The 20287-nt window shown below is 69.1% G+C and carries 21 protein-coding genes; 9 read left to right on the top strand and 12 right to left on the bottom strand.

The window, feature by feature from the left end; genetic code table 11:
* Positions 1 to 97: 97 nt before the first annotated feature.
* Together G6N61_RS24230 and G6N61_RS24225 are read left to right on the top strand one after the other, a co-directional pair.
* The gene (locus G6N61_RS24230; RefSeq protein ID WP_163922204.1) at positions 98 to 1099 is read left to right on the top strand and encodes a Dyp-type peroxidase; all 1002 of its coding nucleotides are present in this window, start codon (positions 98 to 100) and stop codon (positions 1097 to 1099) included.
* Complete coding sequence (locus G6N61_RS24225) at positions 1096 to 1893, top strand: family 1 encapsulin nanocompartment shell protein (RefSeq protein ID WP_163922201.1); 798 nt, start codon at positions 1096 to 1098, stop codon at positions 1891 to 1893. Before G6N61_RS24230 ends, G6N61_RS24225 begins: the two co-directional genes overlap by 4 nt.
* On the opposite strand, the gene purQ is transcribed toward G6N61_RS24225, so the two are convergent.
* Both purQ and purS read right to left on the bottom strand, forming a co-directional pair.
* On the bottom strand, positions 1890 to 2564 hold the full coding sequence (gene purQ / locus G6N61_RS24220; protein WP_163922197.1) for a phosphoribosylformylglycinamidine synthase subunit PurQ: 675 nt from the start codon (positions 2562 to 2564) through the stop codon (positions 1890 to 1892). The two genes, G6N61_RS24225 and purQ, sit on opposite strands and share 4 nt — an antisense overlap.
* Entirely contained in the window at positions 2561 to 2800 is a 240-nt protein-coding gene (gene purS / locus G6N61_RS24215; RefSeq protein WP_163922194.1) for a phosphoribosylformylglycinamidine synthase subunit PurS, read from the bottom strand. Before purS ends, purQ begins: the two co-directional genes overlap by 4 nt.
* Before the next feature lie 60 nt (positions 2801 to 2860).
* Between purS and G6N61_RS24210 the strand changes: the two genes are divergently transcribed.
* A complete protein-coding gene (locus G6N61_RS24210) occupies positions 2861 to 3514 on the top strand; it encodes an MBL fold metallo-hydrolase (protein WP_163922191.1) in 654 nt (217 codons plus the stop codon).
* The gene (locus G6N61_RS24205) at positions 3514 to 4125 is read left to right on the top strand and encodes a hypothetical protein (RefSeq protein ID WP_163922188.1); all 612 of its coding nucleotides are present in this window, start codon (positions 3514 to 3516) and stop codon (positions 4123 to 4125) included. The genes G6N61_RS24210 and G6N61_RS24205 overlap by 1 nt, the downstream gene beginning before the upstream one ends.
* On the opposite strand, the gene G6N61_RS24200 is transcribed toward G6N61_RS24205, so the two are convergent.
* The 4 genes from G6N61_RS24200 to G6N61_RS24185 all read right to left on the bottom strand — a co-directional run bounded on the left by G6N61_RS24200 (position 4122) and on the right by G6N61_RS24185 (position 7624).
* Entirely contained in the window at positions 4122 to 5765 is a 1644-nt protein-coding gene (locus G6N61_RS24200; protein WP_163922185.1) for an FAD-binding dehydrogenase, read from the bottom strand. The genes G6N61_RS24205 and G6N61_RS24200 overlap by 4 nt on opposite strands.
* Positions 5766 to 5789: 24 nt before the next feature.
* Entirely contained in the window at positions 5790 to 6494 is a 705-nt protein-coding gene (locus tag G6N61_RS24195; protein ID WP_163922182.1) for a DUF2334 domain-containing protein, read from the bottom strand.
* A gap of 64 nt (positions 6495 to 6558) precedes the next feature.
* Positions 6559 to 7056, bottom strand: a complete 498-nt coding sequence (locus G6N61_RS24190) for a glutathione peroxidase (protein WP_163922179.1) — start codon at positions 7054 to 7056, stop codon at positions 6559 to 6561.
* A 10-nt stretch (positions 7057 to 7066) separates the two neighbouring features.
* Positions 7067 to 7624 carry a TetR/AcrR family transcriptional regulator gene (locus G6N61_RS24185; protein WP_163922176.1) on the bottom strand — a complete coding sequence of 186 codons (558 nt, stop codon included), beginning with the start codon at positions 7622 to 7624 and terminating at the stop codon, positions 7067 to 7069.
* A gap of 84 nt (positions 7625 to 7708) precedes the next feature.
* Between G6N61_RS24185 and G6N61_RS24180 the strand changes: the two genes are divergently transcribed.
* Positions 7709 to 8155 carry a DoxX family protein gene (locus G6N61_RS24180; protein WP_163922173.1) on the top strand — a complete coding sequence of 149 codons (447 nt, stop codon included), beginning with the start codon at positions 7709 to 7711 and terminating at the stop codon, positions 8153 to 8155.
* On the opposite strand, the gene G6N61_RS24175 is transcribed toward G6N61_RS24180, so the two are convergent.
* Together G6N61_RS24175 and G6N61_RS24170 are read right to left on the bottom strand one after the other, a co-directional pair.
* Positions 8084 to 10225 carry a S9 family peptidase gene (locus tag G6N61_RS24175; protein ID WP_163922170.1) on the bottom strand — a complete coding sequence of 714 codons (2142 nt, stop codon included), beginning with the start codon at positions 10223 to 10225 and terminating at the stop codon, positions 8084 to 8086. The two genes, G6N61_RS24180 and G6N61_RS24175, sit on opposite strands and share 72 nt — an antisense overlap.
* Positions 10222 to 11112 (bottom strand): phosphoribosylaminoimidazolesuccinocarboxamide synthase, encoded by an 891-nt coding sequence (locus tag G6N61_RS24170; RefSeq protein WP_163922168.1) that lies wholly within the window; start codon positions 11110 to 11112, stop codon positions 10222 to 10224. Before G6N61_RS24170 ends, G6N61_RS24175 begins: the two co-directional genes overlap by 4 nt.
* Before the next feature lie 29 nt (positions 11113 to 11141).
* Between G6N61_RS24170 and G6N61_RS24165 the strand changes: the two genes are divergently transcribed.
* Together G6N61_RS24165 and G6N61_RS24160 are read left to right on the top strand one after the other, a co-directional pair.
* Positions 11142 to 11762 carry a hypothetical protein gene (locus G6N61_RS24165; protein ID WP_163922165.1) on the top strand — a complete coding sequence of 207 codons (621 nt, stop codon included), beginning with the start codon at positions 11142 to 11144 and terminating at the stop codon, positions 11760 to 11762.
* A gap of 99 nt (positions 11763 to 11861) precedes the next feature.
* Positions 11862 to 12722, top strand: a complete 861-nt coding sequence (locus G6N61_RS24160) for a type IV toxin-antitoxin system AbiEi family antitoxin domain-containing protein (RefSeq protein ID WP_163922162.1) — start codon at positions 11862 to 11864, stop codon at positions 12720 to 12722.
* Between the two features lie 31 nt (positions 12723 to 12753).
* On the opposite strand, the gene G6N61_RS24155 is transcribed toward G6N61_RS24160, so the two are convergent.
* Together G6N61_RS24155 and purB are read right to left on the bottom strand one after the other, a co-directional pair.
* Complete coding sequence (locus G6N61_RS24155) at positions 12754 to 13950, bottom strand: cytochrome P450 (RefSeq protein ID WP_163922159.1); 1197 nt, start codon at positions 13948 to 13950, stop codon at positions 12754 to 12756.
* On the bottom strand, positions 13947 to 15365 hold the full coding sequence (purB, locus tag G6N61_RS24150) for an adenylosuccinate lyase (RefSeq protein ID WP_163922157.1): 1419 nt from the start codon (positions 15363 to 15365) through the stop codon (positions 13947 to 13949). The genes G6N61_RS24155 and purB overlap by 4 nt, the downstream gene beginning before the upstream one ends.
* Before the next feature lie 40 nt (positions 15366 to 15405).
* Between purB and relZ the strand changes: the two genes are divergently transcribed.
* Positions 15406 to 17175, top strand: a complete 1770-nt coding sequence (relZ, locus tag G6N61_RS24145) for a bifunctional ribonuclease/(p)ppGpp synthase (RefSeq protein WP_163922154.1) — start codon at positions 15406 to 15408, stop codon at positions 17173 to 17175.
* Here relZ and G6N61_RS24140 read toward each other — a convergent pair.
* Both G6N61_RS24140 and G6N61_RS24135 read right to left on the bottom strand, forming a co-directional pair.
* On the bottom strand, positions 17141 to 18571 hold the full coding sequence (locus G6N61_RS24140; protein ID WP_163922151.1) for an APC family permease: 1431 nt from the start codon (positions 18569 to 18571) through the stop codon (positions 17141 to 17143). The genes relZ and G6N61_RS24140 overlap by 35 nt on opposite strands.
* Positions 18572 to 18637: 66 nt before the next feature.
* Positions 18638 to 19267, bottom strand: a complete 630-nt coding sequence (locus tag G6N61_RS24135) for a TetR/AcrR family transcriptional regulator (RefSeq protein ID WP_163922148.1) — start codon at positions 19265 to 19267, stop codon at positions 18638 to 18640.
* Between the two features lie 117 nt (positions 19268 to 19384).
* Here G6N61_RS24135 and G6N61_RS24130 point away from each other — a divergent pair, with 117 nt between their 5' ends.
* Positions 19385 to 20287, top strand: coding sequence for an alpha/beta hydrolase (locus G6N61_RS24130; protein ID WP_179973712.1), 903 nt, complete (start codon positions 19385 to 19387; stop codon positions 20285 to 20287).

Raw genomic sequence — 20287 nt, 5'->3', positions numbered from 1 at the left:
ACAGCGGTTGGGGGTCGTCGGCAGACCCTCTGGGGGCTAGCCGCCATCTTCGGCTTCCGACCGCTGTTCCGGGCCAATCCCGCGCTACTGTCCTCGTGTGGTTGATCTTGTTCCGCAGCCGGTGCTGGCGCCGCTCACCCCGGCAGCGATTTTCCTCGTCGCGGTCATCGACGATGGCGGCGAGCAGACGGTGCACGACGCGCTCGGCGACATCTCGGGCTTGGTGCGCGCCATCGGGTTTCGCGATCCGACCAAGCACCTCTCGGTGGTCACGTCGATCGGGTCGGACGCCTGGGACCGTCTGTTCACCGGACCCCGGCCCACCGAACTGCACCCGTTCGAGGCGCTGTCGGGTCCGCGGCACCACGCACCGTCGACGCCGGGCGATCTGCTGTTCCACATTCGCGCCGAATCCCTGGACGTCTGCTTCGAACTCGCGAGCCGGATCGCCGAGGCCATGGTGGGCGCCATCACGATCGTCGACGAGGTGCACGGGTTCAAGTTCTTCGACAACCGCGACCTGTTGGGGTTCGTCGACGGCACCGAGAATCCCGACGGGCCGATTGCGCTCAGCGCCACCCAAATCGGCGACGAGGATCCCGACTTCGCCGGCGGCTGCTACGTCCACGTGCAGCGCTACCTGCACGACATGGCTGCGTGGCGGGCGCTGTCGGTCGAGGAACAGGAACGCGTGATCGGCAGGACCAAGCTCGAGGACATCGAGTCGGACGACGACGTGAAGCCGGCGAACTCCCATCTCGCCCTGAACGTCATCACCGACGACGACGGCACCGAGCTGAAGATCCTAAGGCACAACATGCCGTTCGGCGAGATCGGCAAGGGCGAATTCGGCACGTACTACATCGGATACTCGCGCACCCCTGCCGTGACGGAACGGATGCTGCGCAACATGTTCCTCGGCGACCCGCCCGGCAACACCGACCGCATCCTCGACTTCTCGACCGCGGTCACCGGCACGCTGTTCTTCACCCCGACCCTCGACTTCCTGAACGACCCGCCGCCGCTGCCAGGCGCGGACGCCACCGAAGCCCCCTCCGGTTCCCTGTCGATCGGCAGCCTGAAAGGAACACCCCGATGAACAACCTCTACCGCGAGCTGGCGCCGATAACCGACGAGGCGTGGGCCGAGATCGAGACCGAGGCCACCCGAACGTTCAAGCGGCACATCGCCGGACGCCGCGTGGTCGACGTCAGCACCCCGGGCGGACCGGCCGCCGCGGCCGTCGGCACCGGGCATCTGCTCGAGGTGGCGCCCCCGGGCGACGGCGTCGTCGCGCACCTGCGGGAGAGCAGGCCGCTGGTGCGGCTGCGGGTGCCGTTCACCGTCCGCAGGACCGACGTCGACGACGTCGAACGTGGCTCGCAGGACTCGGACTGGGATGCGGTGAAGGAGGCCGCCAGGCAGCTGGCCTTTGCGGAGGACCGCGCCATCTTCGAGGGCTACCCGGCTGCGTCGATCGACGGCATCCGCAAGACGAGTTCTAATCCCGCGCTGTCCCTTCCGGAGGACCCGCGCGAGATCCCCGACGTCATCGCCCAGGCGTTGTCGTCGCTGCGGCTCGCAGGCGTCGACGGCCCCTACTGCGTGCTGCTGTCGGCCGACGCGTACACCCGGGTAAGCGAGACCACCGAGCACGGCTATCCGATCCGCGAGCACCTGAACCGGCTGATCGACGGCGAGATCATCTGGGCGCCGGCGATCGACGGCGCGTTCGTGCTGTCCACCCGCGGCGGGGACTTCGACCTCCGGCTGGGCAGCGACGTCTCGATCGGCTACCTGTCGCACGACGCCGACACCGTCTCGCTCTACCTGCAGGAGACGATGACGTTCCTGAGCTACACGGCCGAGGCGTCGGTCGCGCTGGCGCCCTAGGCGGTCATTACCGCGTCGAGCGCCGAGTAGAAGATGCCGAGGCCGTCGTCCGACGGCCCGGTCAGCGCCTCGGTGGCGTGCTCGGGGTGCGGCATCAGGCCGACGACGCGACCGTTGGCCGAGCTGATGCCCGCGATGTCGCGCTGCGAGCCGTTGAGGTTCTCGCGGTAGCGGAACACGACGCGACCCTCGCCCTCGAGTTCGTCGAGCACCTCGTCGGACGCCTGGTAGCGACCCTCGCCGGACTTCAGCGGCACCAGCACGTCGGCGCCCTCCTCGTACCGGGTCGACCACGCGGTCCCGTTGGAGGCGACCTCCAGCCAGACGTCGCGGCAGATGAAGTGCAGGTTGGCGTTGCGGGTCAGCGCGCCAGGCAGCAAACCGGTCTCGCAGAGCACCTGGAAACCGTTGCAGATCCCCAACACCGGCATGCCCTTGTTGGCGGCCTCGACGATCTCGCCCATCACGGGCGCGAACTTCGCGATCGCCCCGGCGCGCAGGTAGTCGCCGTAGGAGAACCCACCGGGAACGATGACGGCGTCGACGCCCTTGAGGTCGGCGTCGGCGTGCCACAGGCTCACCGGCTCGGCACCCGCGAGGCGGGCGGCGCGGGCGGCGTCGATGTCGTCGAGCGTGCCCGGGAAGGTGATGACGCCGACCTTGGGACTCACTGGCGCTCCCGGGTGACCTCGAAGTCCTCGATCACGGTGTTGGCGAGCAGCGACTCGGCGATCTCGGTCAACGCGGCGTCGGTCACGCTGTCGTCGACCTCGAGTTCGAAACGCTTGCCCTGGCGGACATCCGAGATGCCCACGTGGCCGAGACGGCCGAGGGCGCCGACGATGGCCTGTCCCTGCGGGTCGAGGATCTCGGCCTTGGGCATGACGTGCACTACCACGCGGGCCACGGCGGCTCCTGTCTGGTGAAGATTGGTCGTGCACGACTCTACCGGCGGCACAATGGACTCATGCACTTGACGCATTTCGGCCACTCCTGCCTGCTTGCCCGTTTCCCCGACGGCGACGGTGGGGACACCACGGTCCTGTTCGACCCTGGCACCTTCTCGCACGGCTTCGAGGGCATCACCGGACTGTCGGCGATCCTGGTCACACACCAGCACCCCGACCACGCCGACGTGGAGCGGCTGCCCGCGCTGCTCGACGCGAATCCGCAGGCCAAGCTGTATGCCGACCCGATGACGGCCGCGCAGCTTGGCGATGCGTGGACGGCAGTGCACGCCGGTGACGCCTTCACCGTGGGTCACCTCGCGGTGCGGGGCGTGGGCGGCACGCACGCGGTGATCCACCCCGACCTGCCGACGATCGACAACATCTCCTACCTGGTCGGTGACGGTGATCACCCCGCTCGGCTGATGCATCCGGGCGACGCGCTGTTCACTCCCGGCGAACCGGTCGACGTGCTGGCGACGCCTGCCGCGGCACCGTGGATGAAGATCTCCGAGGCCGTCGACTACCTGCGTGCCGTGGCGCCGACCCGCGCGGTCCCGATCCATCAGGCCGTCGTCGCCAAGGAGGCCCGCGGCATCTACTACGGGCGCCTGGCAGAGATGACCGACACCGACTTCCAGGTGCTCGACGAGGAGAAGGACACCCAGTTCTAGTGGGAGCCGGTCAGCGGCTCGTATTCACCGGCCACATCGCGGGATTCGGCACGCGCTCGGGCGTCCGGTTCGTGGTCGGATCGTGGCTCGAGTCGCCGTTCGGCCGGTTCGCCGACGTCATGGTCGAGACACCCGACGGTGAGCGCACCCTGCTCGCGCCGAGCGCCGAGGTGGCCGAGTTCGTCTCCAGCACCTACAGCTTCGACCGCACCGACCTGGGCGTCGTGACGGTCGACCACGCCGCGGACGGCTTCACCGTCAGCGCGCCGGGGCTCGAGGTGTCGGCGAGCCTGGGCGGGCCCGCACCGTTCGACTGGCTGCTCCGGCTGGTGCCTGCTCCGCTGTCACGTGCCCCGTGGTGGCTGCGTGCCATCAATTCCGTTGCCTCTCGCCTGGTTTCGGGCGTTCAAACGGCGGGGAGCGCGGGCAACGGCCGCCGCGAGTACTACGGGGTGCGCAGGACCCGGCGCATCACGACTGTCGAGGGACGGTTCCGCGGCGTCGAACTCGGCGGAGTGGACGCCCTCGACCCGCCGGTGCGGTTCGGCTTCTCGTCAGCGCCACCGACGCCGCAGATGGTGTCGGTGACGACGACCATCGACATGCCCTAGGCGGTGTCGCGCGCTGCCGCCCGGCCCGCTGCGCGGCCGGAGAACACGCACCCACCGAGGAACGTGCCCTCCAGCGAGCGGTAGCCGTGCACGCCGCCGCCGCCGAATCCGGCTGCCTCACCGGCGGCGTACAACCCGTCGAGTACCGAGCCGTCGGCCTTGAGCACGCGGGAATCGAGGTCGGTCTCCAACCCGCCCAGCGACTTTCGCGTCAGGATGTGCAGCTTCACCGCGATCAGCGGCCCGGCCTTGGGGTCGGTGATGCGGTGCGGTGCGACGACGCGGCTGACCCGGTCGGCGAGGTACTTGCGGGCGCCGCGGATCGCGGTGATCTGACTGTCCTTGGTGTAGGAGTTCGCCACCTCTCGGTCGCGGGCGGTGACCTCCTCGGCCACCACGGCGTAGTCGAGCTGTTCGACGTCCGGGACGGCGTTCATCTTGGCGACCAGCTCCTGCAGCGTGTCGGCGCTGACGAAGTCGACGCCGCGGTCGACGAAGCGTTGCACGGGCCCGGGCGCGCCGGGCTTGATGCGGGCCAGTACGTCGCGCACGCTGCGACCGGTGAGGTCGGGGTTCTGCTCCTGGCCGGACAGGCCGAATTCCTTGGCGATGATGCGCGCGTTCAGTACGAACCACGTGTAGTCGTGGCCGGTCTTCGCGATGTACTCCAGCGCGCCAAGCGTGTCGAAGCCCGGGTAGAGCGGCGCGGGCAGCCGCCGGCCGGTCGCGTCGAGCCACAGCGACGACGGCCCCGGCAGGATGCGGATGCCGTGCCGCGGCCAGATCGGGTCGTGGTTCGTGATGCCCTCGGTGTAGTGCCACATCCGGTCGGCGTTGATCATGTGGGCGCCCGCCGCCTCGCTGATTCCGAGCATCCTGCCGTCGACGTGCGCGGGCACCCCGGACAGCAGCTGCTCGGGCACGCGACCCATGCGCGGCGGCCAGTTCTTGCGGACCAGGTCGTGGTTGGCGCCGATGCCGCCACTGGCGACGATGACCGCGTCGGCGCGGAACTCGAACTCGCCCATCGGAGTTCGCGACGACGGCTCGCCCCTCGCCGCGGACGACGGTTCCAGCACGGCACCCCGCACGCCCTTGACCGCACCGCCCTCGGCAACCAGTTCGTCGACGCGGTGGCGGTAGGCGAAACGCACCCTGGGGTGACCGACCAGCTTGCGTGAGAACACCTCGACGATCCCGGGTCCGGTGCCCCACGTGATGTGGAACCGCGGCACCGAGTTGCCGTGTCCGCGGGCGTCGTACCCGCCACGTTCGGCCCAGCCCACCAGGGCGAAGGTCTGCAGACCCCGCTCGCGCAGGTAGCTGCGCTTCTCGCCGGAGGCGAAGTCGACGTAGGCGTTCGCCCACTGCTTGGGCCAGTAGTCCTCGGGGCGGTCGAAGCCGGCGCTGCCCATCCAGTCCTGCAGGGCCAGTTCGCGGCTGTCGCGGATGCCGAGCCTGCGCTGTTCGGGACTGTCGACGAAGAACAGCCCGCCGAACGACCAGAACGCCTGGCCGCCGAGGTTGTCGGCGTTCTCCTGGTCGACGATGAGGACCGATCGGCCCTCGTCGACCACTTCGCACGCCGCCACCAGCCCGGCCAGACCGGCGCCCACCACGATCACGTCAGCGTCACCCATGGACGCCACGGTAACCCGCTTGGCTCAGGCGGCGTCCGTGAGCGCCGGCTTGGCATCCCACTGGTAGACCGCCGGCACGCAGCCGTGCATCAGTGCCAGCTCGACGGCGTCGAGCACCGCCTGCCGGGGTCCTGGCCGCTTGAGCTGCCCCGCTGCGACGGCGATGCGGACCGTGCCGGAGCGACGCGCGGTGCGTTCGGCCGAGAGCACCAGTGTCCGGCACCACCACGGCTCGGTGAGGAATCCTTCGCCGATGCCGAGCACCCTGGCCCGCGACGTGGTGCTGCGGACCAGGTCGGTGACTCCGTCGACACCGGCGAGCAGCCGGAAGCCGTTGCGCGGCAGCGTGGTCACGACTCCCTGCGAGACCGTCCAGCCCGGTGCGGCGAACAGCCTGGTGCGCAGGCCGAGGTGCTCGAGTACGCGGTCGGCGCCCATCAGACGCAGATTGGCCTCGTGTGCGGGCAGCGTGGCGAACTCGCTGCGTCGCTTCTTGGTCGCGGCCTCGTCGTAGCCGTGCATGACGATGGCGTCACCGCCGGCTCGCCGGTCGGTCAGCCATTGCACGGCCTCGGGGTCGGCGTCGAGGCGGTAGCCGCCCTTGCGACGCGGCGCCACCAGGTACGACGCGGGGACGTGCCGTCGGTCGAGGTCGGCGCGAAAGGCCTCGACGTCGGCCAGGGTGCGGTCCCTGACGCCGGAGATCGAGACGATCAGTTGTCCAGCCATGCCCGCAGTATGGCAACGCCAGGTGTCACGACGGTGACGGACACGTGGGCAGGAGTTGACGTCTTTAGCTGGGTACGACGGCCTCGATGGCGTTGATGACCTCGGGCGCGTCCGGTTCGGTGCGCGGGCGGAAGCGGTTGACCACCTTGCCGTCGGGTCCGACCAGGAACTTCTCGAAGTTCCACTGGATGTCGCCTGCCTGGCCGTCGGCATCGTTGGCCTTGGTCAGCTCCGCGTACAGCGGGTGTCGGCCGTCGCCGTTCACGTCGGTCTTGGCCAGCAGCGGGAACGTCACCCCGTAGGTGCTGGAGCAGAACTCGGCGATCTCCTCGGCGGTTCCTGGTTCCTGACCCATGAACTGGTTGCACGGCACGCCGACGACCGCGAGGCCGCGTGCGGCGTAGCCCTCGGCGAGCTTCTCGAGCGCGGTGTACTGCGGCGTCAACCCGCACTTCGACGCGACGTTCACGACGAGCGTTGCGCCGCCGGACAATTCGCGCAATGTCGTGGGCTTGCCGTCGAGCGTGGTCAGTGGGATGTCGAGGATCGTGGGCGAGGTCACGTCCTCGACGCTAACACCGGTCGAAGAGGATGGCTGCCAGCCGCTCCACGGTGGCGATCGGGTCACCGGAGGTGTCGGTCGCCCCGTTGAGCCACAGCAGCGCGAAGCCGTGCACGAGCGACCAGGCCGCCAGCGCAGCGGCCTCCGGGTCGGCTTCGGCCTTGGGATCGGTCAGCGTGGCGACCCCGCGGGCCAGTTCGGCCGACGCGGCCGCCTCCGCCTCGACGAGTCCAGGGTCGGCGGCGTCGTAAAGGGACTTGTCGAACATCACCTCGTAGTGGCCGGGATGGTCGAGGGCGAAGCGGACGTAGGCCTTTGCGGCGTCGATGAATTCCGGCCTGGCGTCGGTGAGTGCGGCCGCGAGCAGCCTGAACCCCTCTGCCGCCAGTGCGGTGAACAGGCCGCGACGGTCGGTGAAGTGGTGTGCCGGTGCGGCGTGGGAAACCCCGGCCACGCGCGCCAGTTCGCGCAGCGAGATGCCGTCGGCACCGCGTTCGGCGACCAGTGCCGCCGCCTGGCCGAGGATCGCGGCCTTGAGGTCGCCGTGGTGGTAGGAGTCCTTCGCCATCAGCCCAGCATAGACACCCATCTTGACAGTGGACAGATCATCGGTACGATCCGAACTTGTCAGTGTCTAGATGAGGAGGTCGTCGTGGCCGTGTTGACTGCCCTGGCCGTGGGGACGCTCGGAGCGCGCGTCGCCGGATGGCTCGGCCTCGACTACGTCGACGGCTGGCCGCAGGCCATCGCGGTGGGCCTGGCGCTGATGTTCACCATGACGGGAATCGCGCACTTCACGCCGGGGATGCGGCGCGACATGATCGCCATCGTCCCGCCCCGGCTGCCCAGGCCCGCGCTGCTCGTCGCCGTGACCGGGGTGCTCGAACTCGTCGGAGCGGTTGGCCTGCTGTACCCGCCGACCCGCGTCGCGGCAGCGTCGTGCCTGTTCGCCCTGATGCTGGCGATGTTCCCCGCCAACGTCTACGCGTCGAGGATGCCGAACCCGCCGGCGTCGATGTCGTCGCGCCTAGGCGTTCGGAGCGCCGAGGAGGTCGTCTACCTGGCCGCTGCCATGGCGGTCGCGGTCGGCAGTGGCTAGCACCCAGGCGTACTGGAACGCAGCCTCCCGCCACCGCTCGTAGCGTCCACTGATGCCGCCGTGGCCCGCCGACATCTCCGTCTTGAGCAATACGGAGTCGACGTTCGCATGACGCAGCGCGGCAACCCACTTGGCCGGTTCGACGTAGTACACCCGCGTGTCGTTGAGCGACGTCATCGCCAGTATCGCCGGATAGCGCTTCGGCTCGACGTTCTCGTACGGCGAGTAGGACTTCATGTACTCGTAGACGTCCGGGTCGGCGAGCGGGTTGCCCCACTCGTCCCACTCGGTGACCGTCAGCGGCAGCGACGGGTCCAGGATCGTGGTGAGCGCGTCGACGAACGGGACCTGCGCCAGGATGCCCGCGAACGCGTCCGGCGCCATGTTCGCCACCGCGCCCATCAGCAGACCGCCCGCGCTACCGCCGAGTGCCACCAGGTTCTCCGCCCGAGTGACGTCGGTATCGACGAGATGCCGTGCGACGGAGATGAAGTCGGTGAACGTGTTCTTCTTGTTCAGCAGCTTGCCCTGCTCGTACCACTGCCTGCCCAGTTCGCCGCCACCGCGCACGTGGGCGACCACGAACACCATGCCGCGGTCGAGCAGCGAGAGCCGGGCGATCGAGAACCGCGGATCCTCGCACGACTCGTAGGCGCCGTAGCCATAGATCAGCGCGGGGGCCGGAAACTCAACGCCCGCATGGTGAATGATCGACACCGGGACGCGGGCACCGTCCTCGGCGACCGCCCAGTCGCGGCGCTCGACGTACTCCTGCGGCCGGTAGTCGCCCAGCACCGGCTGCTCGCGCAACAGGATGCGCTCACCGGTCGCGAGGTCGATGTCGTAGATCCGTAGCGGCACCACGAACGACGTCGTGGCCACCCGCAGCCGCGGCGCCGCCCAGTTCGGGTTGCCCGCCAGACCCGACGACGTCAGCTCCGTGTCGAAGGTGATGTCCTCGGCCAGGCCGTAGTCGCCGTCGGCGGAGATGGGCCACAGCTGAATCCGCGGTAGGGCCTCGCTGCGGTAGCTGACCACCAACTGGGTCGCGAACGCGTCGACGCCGTCGAGCCTGACGTCGTCGCGGTGCTCGATCAGCGTGCGGAATGCCGTCGGGTCGCTGACCGGCGCCTCGACCAGCGTGAAGTTCTCGGCGCCGTCGTTGTGCAGGATCAGGAAGCGGTCCTCGCCGCCGACGACCGCGTGTTCCACCGAGTACTCGATCCCCTCCCGCCGCGGCAGGATCGACCTGAACGTCGCGTCCGGATCGGTTGCGTCGGCATACAGCATCTCGGAGGTGATCGAACTGCCCGCGGCGATGAACAAGTACTTGTCGCTGCGCGACCGGCCGACGCCGATCCAGAACCGTTCGTCGGGTTCGTGATGGACCTTTTCCCCCGGCTGTCCCGCGCCCAGGCGATGCCGCCACACGGTGTCGGGCCGCCACGCCTCGTCGACCGTGACGTAGTAGACGGTGCGGTTGTCGGCAGCCCACGTGGCGCCCGCCCCGATGCCCTCGATCACGTCGTCGTACGTCTGCCCCGTGCGCAGATCGCGGAAGCGCAGCGTGTACCGCTCGTCACCCTTGACGTCCACCGAGTACGCCAGCGTGTGACCGTCCAGCGTCACCGACGCCGCGCCGAGCGAGAAGAAGTCGTGCCCTTGCGCTTCGACGTTCTCGTCGAGCAACACCTGTTCGCCGGGCACCTCGGTGTCCTCGTCGAAGACCGGTGGGGTCCAGTCGTCTAGATCGGCGACGGGACACCGGCATTGCACGCCGTACTGCTTGCCCTCGAAGCTGCGGCCGTAGTACCACCAGTCGCCGCGCCGGGTCGGCACCGACAGGTCGGTCTCCTTGGTGCGCGCCTTGATCTCGTCGAAGATCCGCTGGCGTAGCGGTTCGAGGACGGCGGTCTGCTCCTCGGTGTAGGCGTTCTCCGCCTCGAGGTAGGAGATGACGTCGGGATTGGCCTTCTCGCGCAGCCACTCGTACTGGTCGACGAAGACGTCACCGTGGTGTTCGCGGCGGTGCTCGACGCGCTTGGCGATCGGTGGTGTCGTGCCGGTCATGCGGCTCCCATCCAGTCGTCGAACTTGCACCCCGAAATGCGTTCGTAGGCTTCGATGTACCGTGCCCGCGTCGCATCGACCACGTCCGGTGGCAGCGGCGGCGGAGGCACGTCGCCGTGCCGGTCCCAGCCGGACTCCGGGCCGGTGAGCCAGTTGCGCACGAACTGCTTGTCGAAGCTCTCCTGCACCTGGCCCTCGACGTAGGCGTCGGCCCGCCAATAGCGCGAGCTGTCCGGCGTGAACACCTCGTCGGCGAGGACGAGTTCGCCCGAGGGGTTGAGGCCGAATTCGAACTTGGTGTCCGCGATGATGATTCCCTTGCTCAAGGCATGGTCGGCGGCTTGGGAGTAGATGCTCAGCGTGGCGTCACGCAGCTGCGCGGCCCGGTCGGCACCGACCAGGTCCACGACGCGGTCGAAGCTGATGTTCTCGTCGTGGTCGCCGAGGTCGGCCTTGGTCGCGGGCGTGAACAGCGGCTGGTCGAACTTGCTGGCCTCGGTCAGCCCGGCGGGCAGCGGGATGCCGCACACCTGTCCCGTCGCGCGGTAGTCGATGATGCCCGAGCCGGTGAGGTAGCCGCGGGCCACGCACTCGACGGGCATCATCTCCAGCTCGCGCACCACCAGCGCACGCCCGAGCACCTCGGCGGGGATGCGCTCGTCGTCCGGCGGACCCGCCAGGTGGTTGGGCGCCTGCAGGTAGTCGAAGAAGAAGACGCTCATCGCGGTGAGGATCCGGCCCTTGTCGGGGATCTGACTCTCGAGCACGAAGTCGTAGGCCGAGATGCGATCGCTCGCCACGAACAGCAGGTGGTCGGCGTCGATGCGGTAGAGCTCGCGAACCTTCCCGCTGGCCAGAAATTGGTAGTCGCTCAGAGCTGGGCGCATTCGGCAACACTATCTGTTGGGATCAGGGCATGAGTTCTCGCTATGTGCCGTACGCGACCACCCCGGTCCGTCTCGCCCGCCAGCTGGTCAGCGACATCGTGGTGCTGCTGTGGAGTGCCATCTGGGTGTCGATCGGGCTGGCGGTGCACTCCGCCGTCGCGACGATCGCCGAAGTCGGCAGGCAGGTGAACGAGGGCGCCAACGGCGTCGCGGGCAACCTCAGCGATGCCGGTGATAACGCCGACGACTTCCCGCTGGTCGGCGACGCGCTGGCCGAACCGCTGCGCGCAGCCAGCGAGGCCGCACTGGGCATCGCAGGCGCCGGGGCCAACCTCGACACGACCGCGACCTGGCTGGCGGTCGTGCTGGGCCTGGCCGTCGCCGCGCCGCCGATCCTGTTCATCGCGATGCCGTGGCTGTTCCTGCGGGTGCGGTTCGCCCGGCGCAAGTGGACGTCGCTAACCCTGGCCGCCACCCCCGCGGGCGAGCAGCTGCTGGCGTTGCGCGCGCTGGCCAACCGGCCGCTGGGCAAGCTCGCGGCCGTGAGCATCGATCCGGTGGGAGCGTGGCGGCGCGACGATGCGATCGCAATCCGCGGCCTCGCCGACCTCGAGTTGCGCAGCGCAGGCCTCGCCCGCCGCCGCAAGTAACCGCGCGATTTGTGCACGCTCCGTTGCGGCAGGCGCGCCTCAACGTGCACGAATCGCTGGGGATGGAACCGGGGAGGCGGCCGTCGCGTCTGTTGAGGTGTGCTTGACGACTTCCTACGCGACCACGACGGCGTCATCACGCTTGGCCAGGCGCGATCCTGCGGGCTCAGCCGGTATGCGGTGAATCGCCTCGTCAAGTCCGGGCACTGGCGGCGATGCTCGATGGGCGTGTACTTCGTCGACGATCGTCCCTTCACCGACGCCGCGAGGATCCGGGCCGCGGTATGGGGAAACGGCGAACGGGCCGTGGCGAGTGGGCTCGCCGCCGCGTGGTGGTTGCACCTCACGAAGTTCGCGCCCGACGTCGTCGAGGTCACCGTGCCGCGGGTCAGCAACCACACGAAGCGCTCGGGCACGCGTCTGCGTCGCCGCGATCTGCGGCCTGCCGACGTCACCGAGCGCAACGGTCTTCGCGTCACCGTCCTGCCGCTCACCGTCGTGGAGGCAGCAGTCCGGCGAGGTGGCGGAGCCCAGCTGATGGATCAGGCGCTGCAACGCCATACGCAGCTAGGTGCCCTGTGGACGGCGCACCTACGGAACAAGGGCCGGCACGGGTCGCCGGCGGCACGACGCCTTCTGCAGGCAGCCGACGACGGGGCACGCTCGGAGGCCGAACGCGTGATGGGACGTCTGCTGCGCGCGGCGGGCATCACGGGTTGGCGAACCAATCAGCGCATTGCCGGCTATGAAGTCGACGTCGTCTTCCGCGAAGCCAAGGTCGCCATCGAGATCGACGGTTTCGCGTTCCATACCGACGCCGACGTCTTCCAGCGCGACCGGAGCAAGCAGAACGCGATCGCGTTGGCGGGGTACCAGGTTTTACGGTTCACGTGGCTGGACCTCGTGGAGTACCCGGAGCGCGTGGTCGCCGAAGTGCGACGCGCGATTCGTGCACGCTGAGGCGCGGTGAGCGCGCCTGCGGGTGCACGAATCACGTGAGGGCGACGACCATGTGCCGCAGGCCGGTGTGGCGGTTGCTGCGCGTCCACTCGACCGGCTCGACCAGCCGGGCCGACGAGAACCGGGTCAGCAGCTCCTCGAACAACACGCGCAGCTCGAGTCGCGCGAGGTTCGCCCCCAGGCAGTAGTGCACGCCCTGGCCGAAGCCGAGGTGCGGGTTGGGCGTGCGGGTCATGTCGAACGAGTCGGCGTCGGCGAACACCGAGGCGTCGCGGTTCGCCGATCCCTCCCAGATCTGCACCTTCTGCCCGGCCTCGATCTCGCAGCCGCCGAGGGTGCAGGAGCGCGTGGCGGTGCGGCGCTTCGAGGGCGACGGGGACGTCCACCGCACCATCTCCTCGACCGCGACGGGCAGCGAGTCCAATGAGTGCCGCAGGGTGCCCACCAGGTTGTGCTCGATGAGCGCAAGCAGCCCACCGGCGACGGCGTTGCGCGTGGTCTCCGCGCCCGCAGAGAACAGCAGGCTGAAGAACAGGTACAGCTCCAACTCGGTGAGTGCCGGATCACCGGAGTCGGACTGCGCGTTGGCCACCACCGACAGCATGTCGTCGGTCGGCGCCGCACGCTTCTGGGCGATCAGCGATTGGCCGTAGGCGTACATCCGGGCGCTGGCGTCCTCGCTGGCCGTGCGCCCCAGGTCGAACTGCGGCTCGATGGCGTGGAACAGCCAATGCCGTTCGGACTCCGGCACTCCGAGCAGGATGCAGATCATCTGCATGGGCAGTTCGGCTGCGATGTCCACCAGGAAGTCGAACGGTTCGTCGGGGACGACACCGTCGAGCAGACGACGCGTCCGGGCGCGCAGATCGTCTTCGACGCGGCGGATCATCCGCGGCGTCAGGCCCGAGGACACCAGCCGACGGAGCTGGGAGTGCTTGGGATCGTCCATCATGTTGAGCACCTGGCCCGCGATGGAGAGGTCCTGCAGCAGCGTCCCGCCGTAGGGGCGGTCGCCGCCCGTCACCGACGAGTAGGTCTCCGGATCACGCAGCACCGTTAGGGTTTCGGCGTACGTGGCGACCGACCAGAAGCCCTCGCCGTCCGGGGTGTGCTCGGTGGGTTCGTGCCAGTACACCGGCGCCTCGCAACGGTGCACGGCGAACAGCTCGTGTGGGAACCCCGACGCGAAGTTGTTCAGGTCGGTGAAGTCGGTTCCCGCGAGACTCACAAGATGTCGCCCGAGGTGTACCTGGCCGCCTCGGGGAACTGGTCGACCAGGCGCTCCACCTGGGCGACGACCGAATCGACCTGTGCGGCAGCCGCTCCGGTGAATGCTTCCTTGTCGGCCAGCGCGGCGACCAACTCGTCACGGTCCAACGGCAGTCGCTGGTCGGCGGCCAACCTGTCGAGCAGGTCCGGCTCGGATCCCTGCTCGCGCATGGCAAGTGCGACGGCGACGGCGTGTTCCTTGATCACCTCGTGGGCGGCCTCGCGTCCCACGCCTGCGCGCACCGCCGCGATGAGCAGGCGGGTCGTCGCCAGGAACGGCAGGTAGCGGTCCAGCTCGCGCTGGATGACGGCGGGGTAGGCCCCGAATTCGTCGAGGACGGTCAGGAACGTCTCGGTCTGTCCGTCGACGGCGAAGAACGCGTCGGGCAGCGCGACGCGGCGCACCACCGAGCAGAAGACGTCACCTTCGTTCCACTGCGCGCCTGCGAGTTCGGCGGCCATGGAGCCGTATCCGCGCAGCACGACCTGCAGACCGTTGACGCGCTCGCAGGAGCGGGTGTTCATCTTGTGCGGCATCGCCGACGATCCCACCTGGCCGGGAGCGAAGCCCTCGGTGACGAGTTCGTGCCCGGCCATCAGCCGGATGGTGTGGGCGAACGACGAGGGCCCTGCGCCGAACTGCACCAGCGCCGAGAGCACCTCGTGGTCCAGCGAGCGCGGGTAGACCTGGCCGACGCTGGTGAACGTCGTTCCGAAGCCCAGGAATTCGGCGACGCGGTGTTCGAGTTCGGCCAGCCGCGCGGTGTCGCCGTCGAACAGGTCGAGCATGTCCTGCGCCGTGCCCATCGGGCCCTTGATCCCGCGCAGCGGGTAGCGCTCGATCAGCTCGGCGATGCGCGTGAGCGCGAGCATCGTCTCCTCGGCCGCCGAGGCGAAGCGCTTGCCCAGCGTCGTGGCCTGCGCCGCCACGTTGTGCGACCGCCCGGCCATCACGACGTCGCGGTACTGCACCGCACGCTCGGCCAGCCGCGCGACCACGGCCACGCCGTGGGCGTGCACGACTTCGAGCGAGCGCCGGATCTGCAGCTGCTCGACGTTCTCGGTGAGGTCGCGGCTCGTCATGCCCTTGTGGACGTGTTCGTGGCCGGCCAGCGCGTTGAACTCCTCGATGCGGGCCTTCACGTCGTGACGGGTCACGCGCTCGCGCTCGGCGATCGAGGCGAGGTCGACGTCGTCGATCACCCGTTCGTAGTCGTCGACCACGCCGTCGGGCACCGCGACGCCCAGTTCGGCCTGCGCGCGCAGTACCGCCAGCCACAGTCGCCGCTCCGCGACGATCTTCGCCTCGGGCGACCAGATCGCGCGCATCTCCTCGCTCGCGTACCTGTTCGCCAGCACATTGGGAATCGTCACGGACACACAGCTTACGGCCCAGGTGAGGCAAGCTACCCCTGTGTACTTCGTCGGACTCGACCTCGCCTGGGGTGAACGCCAGCCGACCGGTGTCGCGGTTCTGGACGCATCGGGGACCCTGCTGCACCTGTCGGCACGCACGGACGACGCCGACATCCTCGACGCGCTCGCGCCGTTCACCGGTGACGATTGCCTGGTCGGCATCGACGCCCCTCTGATCGTGCGCAACGCGACGGGCAACCGGCCTGCCGAGGCCGCGCTGAACCGGGACTTCCAGGCGTTCCACGCCGGGACGCACCCGGCCAACACCGGCAAGCCGGAGTTCGCGAACGGCACCAGGGGCGCACGGCTGGCCGACGCGCTGCACCTCGACCTCGACCCCAACTCCTCCACCCCGCGGCGTGCGCTCGAGGTCTTCCCGCACTCGGCGACGGTCGCGCTGTTCCGGCTGGGCCGCACGCTGAAGTACAAGGCGAAGACCGGCCGCAGCTTCGAGCAGTTGCAGTCCGAACTGCTCCGCCTGGTCGACCTCGTCGAGGGACTTCGACACGCCGACCCGCCGCTGCACGTGCGCGACTCCGACGCCTGGCGCGAGCTGCGTCAATCGGTCGAGACCGCAACCAAGAAGAGCGAACTGCGTCGCGCGGAGGACCCGGTGGACGCCGTGGTGTGCGCGTACGTCGCGCTGTTCTTCGAGTGCCGGCCCGACGACGTCACCATTTACGGCGACGTCGACACCGGCTGCATCGTGACGCCCACCCTGCCTGCCGACCTCGATCCGCAGCGCGGCGCGCAGACCGTGCCCGCCGAGCAGACCGCGGTCGCGGAGTACCAGGCGCGCCGGCCGGCCCTGGTCGTCGCCACGGATCACTACCTCGAGATGGTGACCTCCCTGCTCGACGAGGCGGGCATCAACTACCTGAACATCACGGCGCGCACCAAGAGCGTCGAGTCGTTCGCGGCCAAGGCCGGCCAAATGGTGGACGGACAGCCGCTCTACACCGACCCGCTCGCCGAGATCACCGATCAGGTGGGGCTGCGCGTCATCACGTACCTGCGCGAGGACGTCGACACCGTCGCACGCCTGCTGGCCGACGAGATGATGCTGCTCGACGACAGGGACATGGGTCTGGAGACGGCGCGCGAGGGCAGGTGGGGCTACGCCAGCCGGCACCTGCTGGTCGGCGTCGAGGGCGAGCAGCAGCCCGCCTCGATCCAGGTCCGCACCGTCCTGCAGCACGCGTGGGCCGAGTTCGAGCACGACATCCGCTACAAGGGGTCGATCCCCGCCGAGCATGCACCCGACCTCGATCGCCGCTTCACCCTCGCCGCCGGTCTGCTCGAACTCGCCGACAGCGAGTTCACCGCCATCCGGGAACGGCTGCGCGTGGCCATGGTCGACCGTGACGACACCGACGACGACTCGTCGGATCCACGGATCGCCACCCCCGTGCTCGCGACCTACCTCGGGAACCGGTATGCCGACGCCGGGTGGTCGCGCACCGACCACTACCGCTGGATCTCCGGGCTGCTGCTCGAACTCGGCATCACGCGGCTCGACGAACTGACGGCGGTCCTCGACGGGGTCGACGAGGATGCGGTCAACCGCGCGATGGACTACCGCTATCCCGCAGGCGCGGTGCGACGCCTGGACGACGCGCTGCTCGCCGTGTTCGAAGACCGGTATTTACACCTGCACGGCAACGAGCACCGAAGGGAGTTGCTGCAGAACAGGTTCGACCGGTTGCGTGCGGGCTTGGCCACTTCGAATACGGCTACGGAGCCTCGCCCAGATTCTTTGGATCCCTGATCCCCGCGTCGCGGATGCCGAGCTGCCTGTTGATCAGCATGGTGAGTCCGAACAGCCCGATGCCGATGAGCATGAGGATGCCGGCCAGCAGGTACTGCTGAGCGGGTCTGCCGGAGAAGGGCAGCACCAGGTACAGCGACGCGGCGCAGCCGATGACCGGCAGCACCGTCGGCGTCTTGAAGTGCCCGCCGGTGGCGCGGACGTCGCGGCGCAGCACCAGCACGGCCACGTTGACCATCGCGAACACCGCCAACAGCAGCAGTGACGTCGTGCCGCCGAGCACCGATATGGCGCTGCTGTTCGCGAACGCCGTCACGTAGAAGATGAGGCCGAAGGCGATCAGCGTGGTGAACAGGATCGCCACCCACGGCGCGCGGCTCTTCGGGTGCACCAGGCCGAGCACCGGCGGCAGGACGTGCTGGCGGGACATGCCGTAGATCAACCGGCTGGCCATGAGCATGTTGATCAGCGCCGTGTTCGATACCGCGAACATCGAGATGAACGGCAGGATGGTCTCGATGGGCAGGTTGGGCGCACCGGCCTTGACGACCTCGACGAGCGGAGTCTCACTGGCCTCCAGCGTCCCCACCGGAACCAGGGCCACCGCGACGATGGCGACCACCACGTAGACGACGCCTGCGATGCCGAGTCCGGTCAGCAGCACCTTGGGGAAGAAGCGGACGGGATCCTTGGTCTCCTCGGCCATGTTCACCGAGTCCTCGAAGCCCACCATCGCGAAGAACGCGAGCGACGTAGCCGCGGTGACGGCGAGGAAGACGTTCTTGTCCTCGGCGGTCTCGAAGGCGACCACGCGGGAGAAGTCCACGTCGGCGCCGCCGGTGAACGCCCAGAAGCCCACGCCGATCACGAGCAGCAGGCCGGTGATCTCCACGATGGTGAGGACGACGTTCAGCTTGACGCTCTCACCGACACCGCGCAGGTTCACTGCCGCGATGAGCGCCATGAACAGCAGTGCCATGACGACGATTCCGGTCTTGCCCCAGTCGATGTCGAAGGCGGTGAAGAAGTTGGACGCGAAGAACCGCGACGCGGTGGATGCCGAGGTGATGCCGGAGCACATCACGATGAACGCCACCAGGAACGTGACGAACTGGACCCCGAAAGCCTTGTGTGCGTAGAGCGCAGCGCCTGCGGCCTGGGGGTACTTCGTCACCAGCTCGAGGTAGCTGAACGCGGTGACGGTGGCGATCAAGAACGCCACCAGGAACGGAAGCCAGGCCGCGCCACCGACTTCGGCGGCCACCTGACCGGTGAGTGCGTAGACGCCGGTGCCCAGGATGTCGCCGACGATGAACAGCAGAAGCAGGCCCGGCCCCATCACGCGTTTGAGCTGAGGTTGCTCCTGTTGCTCCTGGGCTGTGTCAGGCTGGGTCATCGCGCCTCCGTGGCCGTTCGTCGGAAAGTCCCATCATCGGGCAGGCCACGCCGCGGCGCGCGTCAATCACCCAAAGCGACTGATTTCGTCGAACGGCGCCAGGACGTCTATGACCTCGACCAGCGTCGCCCGCGCCGTTGCGCGCGGGCCGTCACCGACGCCGACCATGGACGCGACCACCGCTCCGTCGACGGCGCACACCAGCGCGGTGACGAGTTCCTCGCGTACCGCGCGACCGGAGCGTTCGACGACTTCTACTACGGCGTCGGCGCGCTGCTGCATCATCCTGCGCTGTACGTCGCGCAGGCTGGGCTGACGCGCGCAGGCGATGTAGCGCTCGTAGCGAGAGATCAATTCCTCGGACTCGCGGCTGCCGGGCCCCTCGCCGACGAGGAGGTCGACGAGGACGTCGGCGGTCGACTCGGCGCCGCGTCTGCGGCGGGACAGGCCGGCCACGCGAAGGTTGAGACGCTCGACCTCGCGGCTGCCGACGTGTTCGACGGCCTTGGTGATGAGGTCGTCGAGGGAGGAGAAGTAGTAGGTCGTCGACGCCAGCGGCAGGCCGGCCCGGCGCGCGACGGCCCGGTGCCGGACGGCGTCGAAACCCCCCTCGCACAACAGATCGGCGGCCGCGCTGACGAGCGCGTACCGCCGCCTCTCACCCTTGGGGGTGACCGCTGCCGTCACGCATTGCATGCTGCCAGTCGCGGCGGCGCGCCATGGCGCTTTCGGCCAATCATCAGGCGGCACTTTGGAAGATCGCCGACGGCTGAACAGATGCTCACCCCGATCGGTACGCCGGTACCACGTGGCATGATGGCCCGCGTGTCCGAATTGAGCCGTCGCGCCGTCCTCAGACTCGGCGCGGGTGCCGCGCTCGGGGCCGCCGGGGCATACGCGATCGGCGCCAGCGTGACGGGCACGCCCGCCACCGCGCCGCCGGTCTCGATGACCGGCGTGGGTTCGCCGCTGCCGCCGCTGGCCCCTCCTCCCCCGTCGCCGCCCGCGCCGACGTACGTCTCGGGCTCGTTCAGCTCGGCCGCGCGGGGCGGGATAACGACCAATTGGGCCATCGCCCGTCCGCCGGGCCAGACGGCTCCGTTGCGTCCGGTGATCGCACTGCACGGCAAGGACAGCGACGCCGCCAGCGTCATGGCAGGCGGTGTCGAACGGGGTTTGGCACAGGCCGTGGCAGCGGGCCTGCCGCCGTTCGCGGTGGTGGCGGTCGACGGGGGTGGCGGCTACTGGCACGGGCGCGCATCGGGTGACGACGCGGGCGCCATGGTGCTCGACGAACTGCTGCCCATGCTCGCCGGCCAAGGACTCGACACCTCGCGGGTCGGCTTCCTCGGCTGGTCGATGGGCGGCTACGGCGCGCTCCTCCTGGGTGGGCGGCTCGGTCCGGCGCGGACGGCGGCCATCTGCGCGGTGAGCCCGGCGCTGTGGACGTCGCCGGGTGCGGCCGCCCCCGGCGCCTTCGACGGCGCGCAGGACTACGCGGCCAACAGCGTGTGGGGCATGCCCGAACTGGGGTCGATCCCGATCCGAATCGATTGCGGCAACGGCGATCCCTTCGCGTCCGCCACGGAACAGTTCATCGCCCAGTTGCCGACCCCGCCCGCGGGCGGCTTCTCGCCGGGCGGGCACGACAGCGCGTTCTGGAACTCTCAGTTGCCCGCCGAGATCGAGTGGCTCGCGCCGCTGCTGGTGGCCTAG

This window comes from Mycolicibacterium arabiense (genome assembly GCF_010731815.2).
Classification (GTDB): domain Bacteria; phylum Actinomycetota; class Actinomycetes; order Mycobacteriales; family Mycobacteriaceae; genus Mycobacterium; species Mycobacterium arabiense.
The sequence above is the reverse complement of the archived record's forward strand: the minus strand, read 5'-3'. Positions and strand labels throughout refer to the sequence as shown.